General features: G+C 67.4%; 9 protein-coding genes. 2 read left to right on the top strand and 7 right to left on the bottom strand.

The features are described 5' to 3' along the window. The 3 genes from AC1D2K_RS24335 to AC1D2K_RS24325 all read right to left on the bottom strand — a co-directional run. The coding region (locus AC1D2K_RS24335) for a TrkH family potassium uptake protein (RefSeq protein WP_478091629.1) at positions 1–1,258 on the bottom strand (1,258 nt) is incomplete at its 3' end. A gap of 18 nt (positions 1,259–1,276) precedes the next feature. Then, a complete protein-coding gene (gene trkA / locus AC1D2K_RS24330; RefSeq protein ID WP_478091627.1) occupies positions 1,277–2,743 on the bottom strand; it encodes a Trk system potassium transporter TrkA in 1,467 nt (488 codons plus the stop codon). A gap of 101 nt (positions 2,744–2,844) precedes the next feature. After that, the gene (locus AC1D2K_RS24325) at positions 2,845–3,264 is read right to left on the bottom strand and encodes a DUF1801 domain-containing protein (RefSeq protein ID WP_478091625.1); all 420 of its coding nucleotides are present in this window, start codon (positions 3,262–3,264) and stop codon (positions 2,845–2,847) included. Positions 3,265–3,503: 239 nt separating this feature from the next. On the opposite strand from AC1D2K_RS24325, the gene AC1D2K_RS24320 reads away from it, so the two are divergent. Further along, positions 3,504–4,655 carry a serine hydrolase domain-containing protein gene (locus tag AC1D2K_RS24320; protein ID WP_478091623.1) on the top strand — a complete coding sequence of 384 codons (1,152 nt, stop codon included), beginning with the start codon at positions 3,504–3,506 and terminating at the stop codon, positions 4,653–4,655. A 25-nt stretch (positions 4,656–4,680) separates the two neighbouring features. On the opposite strand, the gene AC1D2K_RS24315 is transcribed toward AC1D2K_RS24320, so the two are convergent. Next, entirely contained in the window at positions 4,681–4,953 is a 273-nt protein-coding gene (locus tag AC1D2K_RS24315; RefSeq protein WP_478091621.1) for a hypothetical protein, read from the bottom strand. 233 nt (positions 4,954–5,186) lie between these two features. Between AC1D2K_RS24315 and AC1D2K_RS24310 the strand changes: the two genes are divergently transcribed. Continuing rightward, positions 5,187–5,318, top strand: a complete 132-nt coding sequence (locus AC1D2K_RS24310) for a hypothetical protein (protein WP_478091620.1) — start codon at positions 5,187–5,189, stop codon at positions 5,316–5,318. On the opposite strand, the gene AC1D2K_RS24305 is transcribed toward AC1D2K_RS24310, so the two are convergent. The 3 genes from AC1D2K_RS24305 to AC1D2K_RS24295 all read right to left on the bottom strand — a co-directional run. Next, entirely contained in the window at positions 5,303–6,307 is a 1,005-nt protein-coding gene (locus AC1D2K_RS24305; RefSeq protein WP_478091618.1) for a Bug family tripartite tricarboxylate transporter substrate binding protein, read from the bottom strand. The genes AC1D2K_RS24310 and AC1D2K_RS24305 overlap by 16 nt on opposite strands. A gap of 40 nt (positions 6,308–6,347) precedes the next feature. After that, on the bottom strand, positions 6,348–7,757 hold the full coding sequence (locus tag AC1D2K_RS24300; RefSeq protein ID WP_478091616.1) for an amidase family protein: 1,410 nt from the start codon (positions 7,755–7,757) through the stop codon (positions 6,348–6,350). Positions 7,758–7,871: 114 nt separating this feature from the next. Beyond that, positions 7,872–8,257, bottom strand: a 386-nt coding sequence (locus AC1D2K_RS24295) for a FadR/GntR family transcriptional regulator (RefSeq protein WP_478091614.1), incomplete at its 5' end; no start/stop codon positions are given.

Below are 8,257 nucleotides of genomic sequence, written 5' to 3'. Positions count from 1 at the left end.
GTACCAGCAGCATGCTCAGCGAGATCGTGGTCACGCCGTAGACCAGCATGAAGGCCAGCACCGAGAAGATCACGCGGTGGTCGACCACCATGCTGCCGAGCGTCACCGGCTGGACCGCGCGCGGATGCACGAGGCGCGTCATCTCGCGCCGCGCCTGCTTCACCAGGATGAGCACCCGCACCATCTTGATGCCGCAGCCGGCCGAGCCTGCGCTGGTCGCCACGCCCGAGAGCAGCAGCATGAACAGCGGCGCGAACACCGGCCAGGCCAGGTAGTCGACGGTCGCATACCCGGTCGTGCTGCCGACCGAGATGGCGTTGAACACGCCGTAGCGCAGCGCATCCACCGGACCGTAGACGCCCTTCGCCCACAGCACCACCGCCACCAGCAGGCCGCCGCCGATCAGCGCAATGAGCGTGCCCCGCAGCTCCGGGTCGCGCCAGAAGCCGCGCCAGTGACCCTTTCGCATCGCGATGAAATACAGCGCGAAGTTGCAACTGGCCGCGAGCATGAAGATCACGGCCACCCCTTCGAGCAGCGGCGACTTGAAGTACGCAAAGCTCGCGTCGTGCGACGAGAGCCCGCCCAGGCTCACGGTGGTGAACATGTGCATCATCGCGTCGATGGCCGTCATGCCGCCGGCCCAGTACGCGAGGAAGCAGACCGCCGAGAAGGTCGCGTAGATTCCCCAGAGCCCCTTGGCGGTTTCCTTCACGCGCGGCGTCAGCTTGCTGTCCTTGATCGGGCCCGCCACCTCGGCCCTGAAGAGCTGGCTGCCGCCCACGCCCAGCAGCGGCAGGATGGCCACCGCCAGCACCAGGATGCCCATGCCGCCGATCCATTGCAGGAAGGTGCGCCACACGTTGATCGACACCGGCAGCTCGTCGAGCCTGGAGAGCACCGTCGCGCCGGTGGTCGTGAGGCCCGACACCGACTCGAAATACGCATGCGCGAAGTTGACCGGCCGGCCGATGCTGTCGAGCGCCCACATCAGCGGCAGCGTGGAAAACAGCGGCAGCAGCACCCAGGTCAGCGACACCAGGAAGATGCCGTGGCGCGGCTGCAGCTCGCGCCGGTGGCGGTTCAGGCCGCCCCACAACGCGACCCCGCAGACGAACGAAATCGCCGCCGAGATGGCCCACACATGGCGCAGGCCGTCGGCGTGCGTCCACGAGATGACCCACGGCACGAACATGCCGAACGAAAAGAAGCCCAAGAGCGCGCCGAGCACGCGCAACACCGGAAAGAAGTCGCTCATGGAACGAGGCCGGTGCCGTCAGAAGAAGGTGGCGCTCACGCGGAACAGCTTTTCCACGTCGCGCACCTGGCGCTTGCGCGGCACGAAGATCACGATGTGGTCATTGCTCTCGATCACGGTGTCGCCGCGCGCGATGATCACTTGGGCCGGCATCGGCGGCACCTCGCCGGCCGGGACCACGCCCGCGCCGACTTCCGGCAAGCCGCGCATGACGAGGCCGAATTGCGCCCCCTTGGGCAGCCGGATGTCCGAGATCTTGCGTCCGACCACGCGCGAGGTCTTGCGGTCGCCGCGCGCCACGATCTCCAGCGCTTCGGCCACGCCGCGGCGCAGGCTGTGCACCGCCTGCACGTCGCCCTGCCGCACATAGGCCAGCAGCTCGCCGAGCATGGTCTGCGCCGGCGACAGCGCGATGTCGATCTGCGTGCCGTGCATCAGGTCGGCATAGCTGCGCCGGTTGATCAGCGCCAGCACGCGCCGCGCGCCCAGGCGCTTGGCCAGCAGGCTGGCCATGATGTTGTCCTCGTCGTCGCTGGTGAGCGAGAGGAACAGGTCGATGCCCTCGATGCCCTCGTCCTCCAGCAAATCCTCGTCGGTGCCATCGCCATGCAGCACCAGCACGCCGGCGGGCAGTTCGGACGCGAGCTGAACGCAGCGTGCATGGTTGCGCTCCAGCACCTTGATCTGATAGTTGCGGCCGGTCTCGAAGAGCTGTCTTGCCAGCCGCAGCCCCACGCGCCCGCCACCCGCGATCATGATGCGCTCGACGTCGCGGTGATCCGCCTGGTCGTAGCGGTGCAGCGCCGACAGCACCGATTGCAGGTGCTCGCGCGCCGACAGCACGAACACCTCGTCGCCGGGCTCGATCAGCGTCTGGCCTTCGCAGATGATGAAGCGGTCGGGCTCGTTTTCGAGCCGGCGGTAGATCGCGACGATGCGCATGTCGGCACCGGGCACGCATTCGCGCAGTTCGGCGATGCTGTGGCGCACCAACGGCGCGCCTGCTACCGCCCGCACCGACACCAGGCAGGCCAGCCCGTTGGCGAACTCGCGCACCTGCAGCGCCTCGGGGTACTCGACCAGCTTGCCGATGTAGCGCGTGAGCGATTCCTCGGGGCAGATCACGCAGTCGACGGCGAAGCCCTCCTTGCCAAGGAGCGGGCTGTCTTCCTTGTAGGCATCGGATCGCACGCGCGCAATGCGCGTCGGAATGCCGAACACCTGATGGGCGACCTTGCAGCAGACCAGGTTGGTCTCGTCCTGCGCGGCGCAGGCAATGAGCATGTCGGCATCGCGCGCACCGGCTTCGGCCAGCACGTCGGGCTCGATGCCGCTGCCCACGACGCCGCGCAGTTCGAGGYGTTCCTCGAGTTCGCGCAGGCGCGCCGCATCGGTGTCGATGACGGTGATGTCATTGCGCTCCGACACGAGCGTGCCGGCCACGCTCTCGCCGATCCGGCCTGCGCCGAGGATGATGATGTTCAAGTGATGGATTCTCCCGGGACGCTTTATACGCCCGAAGGGAATCGCGCGAGAACGGTATCCACCACACCCCGATGCAGAAGCTGCCCAGGGGGCGGATTTCCTCAGGACTTCGCTTGCCTCGCAGGTTTCGACTTGGTGGAACCGTTGAGGCCGACCGCCTCGCGAACGAGCGCCTTGAAGGCGGACTCGTCCACTTCCTCTGCTTCGTGGATGTCGATCGCGCGGCGCATGTTGCCGTCGAGGCTCGCGTTGAAGAGACCGGCCGGGTCCTTCAGGGACGCGCCCTTGGCGAAGGTGAGCTTCACCTTGTCCTTGTAGGATTCGCCGGTGCAGAGGATGCCGTTGTGCGACCACACCGGGGTGCCCATCCATTTCCACTCTTCGACGACCTCCGGGTCTGCCTCTTGGATGAGCTTGCGCATCCGGGCGAGGGTTTCCCCGCGCCAGTCCCCGAGCTCGGCGATCCGTTCCGAGATGAGCGCCGAGGCCGACTGGCCTTGGCTCGCGTCCGACTTTTTCATGTTCCGATCCTGGAAGAGCCGCCCCCTGTTTGGCCTGCATTATTTCGAAGATGGGGCGTGCATCAAGTGGCCTTGGATGCAAAGGGTCTTGCACCAAAGGGCAGGCCATGCAGGGGTGCGGGGCGTTTCGCCGCACGCCGGCCGAGGTGGCACTGTCCTGCTCGTTTGGGCAGAATGTCCCACCCGTGCCAGCAACAAACCCCGCGCGCGGATTCTCCACCTGAACATCGGAGGCGATCATGGCATTCAACGGTTCGGCCATCGTGGCATTGCTGGATGGCGCTGTATCGAGGGGCGCCCTGCACGGCGTTGCGGCGGTGGTGGTCGACCGCAACGGTCCGCTGTTCCATCATGCGGCCGGCGAAGCGGGCGAGCGCACGCTGTTCCGCAACGCGTCGATGACCAAGGCAGTCGCCACGACGGCGGCACTGCAGCTGGTGGAGCAGGGGCGGCTGAGCCTCGATGCCACCGTCGAATCCATCCTTCCGGAATTCGGTCGGTTGTCCGTGCTGGACGGCTTCGACGGCGACACGCCGCGCCTTCGACCGCCGGCCAGCAAGGCCACGGTGCGCCAGCTCATGACGCACTCGGCCGGCCTGGGGTACTTCTTCCTCAACGAAAAGCTGCTTCGGTACCACGCGCTGACGGGGGAGCCCAACCCTTTGTCGGGCCTGAAGCGCAGCCTGTCGGTGCCGATGGTCAACGACCCGGGCACCGCGTGGGAGTACGGCGTCAACACCGACTGGCTGGGGCTCGTCGTCGAGAAGCTCTCGGGGCAGAGCCTCGGCAGCTACCTGCAGCAATTCGTCTATGGGCCGCTGGGAATGAATGATTCCACCTTCGCGCCCAGCGCCGAACAGCGCGAACGGCTGCTGCGCGTGATGCAGCGCCAAGGCGATGGCAAGCTCGCGCCATCGCCGCTCGACTTGCCGCCCACCTCGGAGTGGGACGCGGCCGGCCACGGCTCCTACGGCACGGTGCAGGACTATGGCCGCTTCGTGCAGGCCTGGCTGAACGACGGCGCCGGCATCCTCAAACCCGCCACCGTGCAGATGGCGCTGCAAGACCACCTCGGCCGGATCCAGCTGCCGACGCTGTTGAAGTCGACGGTGCCCGAGCTGTCGAACGACGTGCCCGCACTGCCGGTGCCGCAGAGCTGGGGCCTGGGCTTCCATCTCACGCTGGCCGATCTGCCGGGCATGCGCAGCAACGGAACCGGGGACTGGGCGGGCGTCTTCAACTCGTACTACTGGATCGACCGCGCCAAGGGCATCGGCGGGGTCCTGATGACGCAGCTGCTGCCCTTCTTCGACATGCCCGTCATCGAGACGCTCATGGGTTTCGAGATGGCGGTGTACCAGCAGGTGGGCGCGGCCGTGCCCGCGGCCTGAGTGCTCCCGCGAGGCCTCCAGGCCCTCAGACCCGCATACCGAGATCGAAGCGCCGGCGGTTCGCCCAGAGGTTGACCAGCGCGTCGAGTTCCGTCGCATAGATCGCCACCTGGGGCGGGCCGAAGGAGCCGTCGCTGCGGGCCCTGCTGCGCATGGACGCGTGCCAGAACCCATCCGAAAGCTGCCTGTGCTGGCCCAGGAATTCGCAGCCAAGCGGCGCAGCCAGCGAAAAGGCGCATCGGCGAAGGAGCATGCCATCGCTCCTCGAGCCTTCCACGCCTTTGGTCGACACGAGCATATGCACTCCGTCGTCCTGGAGGACGCTTTCTCTCGGGAGCTGGGTGAGCAGCGCCGGCGACCGGTTTGAATGTGGCTTGTCCATGCTGCCTATGTATCGGCGGCCATGAGCCAAGTTGTAGTCGGCGTGTCATGAAAAATGTGTAACCGCCGGTCTACGGCGCCGGCTTCAACGCATTCAGCAGCGAATCGGCGAACCCCTGGGGGTTCTCGCGTCCGGCCATCGCCACCGACTTGAAGGTGGTCGCGCGCGTGCGCCGCAATGGCCGCACCGTGGGCGTGGCCGACGTCGATGTGTTCGACGACAAGGACCGCCTGCTGGCGATCGGCCGCGCGTCGTACGCCACTCTTCAGTCGCCCTTGTAGCCCGAGGCCTTGATCACCGGCAGCCAGCGTGCGGCGAGGGCGTCGGTGTACTGGACGACCTCCTCCGTGGACGCGCCGGGCAGCAGGTCGTAGCCGACCCGGCCCAATTTTTCGCGCACGTCGGGCATGGCAAGCACCTTGCGCATGGCCCGGTTCCACTGTGCGATGGTGGCCGGTGCCGTGTTGGCATGGGCATAGAGCACGTAGCGCGACGAGGCCACCAGCGTCGGGTAGCCGGCTTCGGCGAAGGTCGGAACATCGGGCAGTCCGTCGGCACGCTTGTTGCCGGCCACCGCCAGCACGCGCAGTTTGCCGGCCCGGTGGTACTCGGTGAGCGTGGTCGTGGCGTCCATGCCGGCGCTCACCTGGCCGCCGAGCAGTTCCGTGACCATGGGGGCGCCGCCGCGATAGGGCACCAGGGTGGCGCCAGAGTGCGACAGGGCCACGAAGTCCATCGCCAGGAAGTGCAGCAGCGAGCCCACCGTGGTGATGCCGATCGAGCCTTGGTCGGGATGCGCCTTGGCGGCCTCGACGAACTGGGCCAGTGTCTTGATCGGCGAGGCCGCACTGACGGCCAGACCGAACTGCACGCCGGTCACGTCGGTGATGGGCTTGAAATCGGTGGCGGGATTGAAGCGCATGTTGGTGTAGATCGCCGGGCCGATGAACATCGGGTCCACGGGTGCCAGCAGCACGGTGGTGCCATCGGCAGGCGCGTTCTTCAGCGCCTCGGCGGCCAGGCGGGTGCCGGCGCCGGGACGGTTGTCGACCATGATGGTGCGGCCGAGTTCGTCCTTCAGCTTCTCCGACAGCAGGCGGCCCATGAAGTCGGCCGGGCCGCCGGGCGGGAAGGGCACGATGATGCGATTGACGCTTTGCGCCAGCGCTGCGGTCGGAAGCATGCCCCCCAGACCGAGGCCCATGGCGACAGCCGCCAGCACGTTGCGACGCGAAAGCGGGGTGGCGGAGGCGGGGTTGCGTTGACTCATCGGAAAACTCCTGGTTGAAGTGATGGAGACGGAGAGGGAATCACCGGGCGGTGAATGGGGTGAACTGCGCTGCCTCTTMCAGGACCTGGCCCGCGTCCAGCAGCAGATCCTCGCGAAAGCGCCAAGCCAGCAGTTGCACGCCGATGGGCACGCCACCTGCCATCCCGGTGGGCACCGAGAGGCCTGGCAGGCCCAGCGCGGCGGTCGCCAGCAGCGGACTCTGGGCGTCGATCAACGCGCGCGCCTGTTCCAGCGTGCCGGCGTCTTCGTCTTGCGGGCACGGGCGTTGCCATGACACCGGCATCAGCACCAGCGGATGGGATTGCAGAAAGACGGACCAGCTGCGAACCAGCGCCTGGCGCCGCGCCAGTGCATCCAGAAAGCCGTCGCGATCGGTTTCGGCCATGCCGGCCAGCAGGTTGCGTTGACTTCGCTGCATGATCTCGTCGCCGTGGTCTTCAACGCCGGCGATGATGTTGCGGCGACTGTCGTCGACCGTCAGCGTGCRCCACAAGGCGGCGGCTTCGGCGAAGAAGGGCAATTCGGCTTCCTGCACGTCATAGCCCGCTTGCTGCAGCCAGCGTGCGGCGTCGTTCAGTGCCTGGGTCACGGCCGGGTCCACGGGGAAGCCGGGGGAACTTCTGAAGAGCGCCACGCGAATCGGACCCGCAGGCCGCGGCAGCTCGAGCGGCACCGGCACCCAGTTGGGGTCGCGAGGGTCGTGGCGTGCCATCGCCTCATAACCCAGGCGCAGGTCGGCGAGGTTGCGCGCCAGCGGCCCTTGTACCGACATCAGCTGTGGCGTGATGCCGCGCTCGGCGGTTGCACTCGGGTTGTAGGCCGGCACTCGGCCGATCGTGGGGCGCAGGCCGAGCACACCGCAGGCATAGGCCGGGTAGCGGATGGAGCCGCCGATGTCGTTGCCGTGCGCCAATGCGCCCATGCCGCTGGCCACTGCGGCAGCGGCGCCGCCGCTGGAGCCGCCGGGCGAGATGGCCGCATCCCAGGGATTCAGCGTGCGCCCATGAAGGCCGTTGTCGGTGAACCAGCGCGACGAGTAGGTGGCCGTGTTGCTGCGCCCGACGACGATGGCACCGGCGTTGCGCCAGTGCGCCACCAGCGGCRCATCCTCGCGTGCGATGTGCTCGCGCAGCGGGATCGCGCCGTTGGTGGTCGCATGGTGGGCCTGGTCCACATTGATCTTGATGCTGACCGGCACGCCGTGCAGCGGGCCCAGTTCATCGCCACGCAGCGTGAGCCGGTCGGCGGCATCGGCGCTGGCCAGCGCTTCATCGGCCAGCACTTCGGCCAGGGCGTTGATCTGCGGGTTGAGTTGCTCGATGCGCGCCAGCACGCTGGTCGTCACTTCGCGACAGGACAGGTCGCGCCGACGCACGGCAGCGGCAATATCGACGGCACTCAGTTGCCACAGCGCTTGTTGCTGATTCATGTAGGGACTCCAGAAAATTCAGGCAAAGGAAACCCGGCACCCCGGCTCGACCGGGGTGAAGGAAGGTGTTGGAAGTGAGGCGGCGGCAGCGGGTGATCCGCGCCGCGATCGCGCCTAGCCGCTCGGGTTCATCAGCAGACTGCCGCGGTCGACCCGGGACTCGGCTTCGAGGGCCAGCGCTTCGGCATGCTCCATGTGCAGCCGCATGATCTCGCGCGCCCGCGAGGCGTCGCGGGCGCGCAGTGCATCCAGCAAGTCGGTGTGGCTGTGCAGGATTTCCTCGTCGAAGCGGTCGAACTCCGGAAGCGCATGGYGCACGATGATCACTCGCCGGATGACGTCGTTGAGCAGGCGGCAGACGAGTCCCAGAAAGGGGCTGCTGCAGGCGTCGATCAGCCGGTCATGGAATCGCAGGTCGGCCTCGCGGCGCTCGTTCCAGTCTTCGCTGCCGCCATGCGCCGGGTGGCTGTGGCCGATCAGGGCCTCGAGCTCGGCCAGGT

It is taken from the genome of Variovorax sp. P1_H12_2 (assembly GCF_056405335.1).
This window is presented reverse-complemented; position numbering and strand designations above follow the sequence as displayed.